1 protein-coding gene is annotated in these 552 nt (G+C 42.8%); it reads right to left on the reverse strand.

The window, feature by feature from the left end; genetic code table 11:
- Positions 1–3: 3 nt before the first annotated feature.
- On the reverse strand, positions 4–552 hold a 549-nt coding region (locus RTK36_RS10915), incomplete at its 5' end, for an IMP dehydrogenase (protein WP_312047122.1).

Raw genomic sequence — 552 nt, forward strand, 5'->3', positions numbered from 1 at the left:
TACTTATTTAAAATTCAAGCTGTTATCCTTTAACAATACATCGTGAGCGCCGCCTTCTACCAAGCTTGTGGTAGAAATTACGGTAATTTTCGCCTTTTCCTGTAATTCAGGAATGGAGAGTACACCACAGTTGCACATGGTGGATTTTACCTTCTTCAAGGATAGACCTACGTTATCACGCAGACTGCCTGCATAAGGTACATAAGAATCTACACCCTCTTCAAAGGAAAGATTTTCGTCGCCACCCATGTCGTATCTCTGCCAGTTTCTTGCACGAGCGGAGCCTTCGCCCCAATATTCCTTCATGTAGCTGCCGTTGATGTTTACTTTGTTTGTAGGGCTTTCATCAAAACGAGCAAAATATCTACCCAACATGATAAAATCTGCACCCATTGCCAATGCCAAAGTCATATGATAATCGTAAACAATACCGCCGTCAGAGCAAATAGGAATATAAATACCGGTTTCCTTAAAGTATTCATCTCTCGCCTCTGCAACCTCAATGACTGCGGAAGCCTGTCCACGGCCAATGCCTTTTTGCTCTCTAGTAAT

The organism is Anaerotignum sp., assembly GCF_031981185.1.
Classification (GTDB): Bacteria; Bacillota; Clostridia; order Lachnospirales; family Anaerotignaceae; genus Chakrabartyella.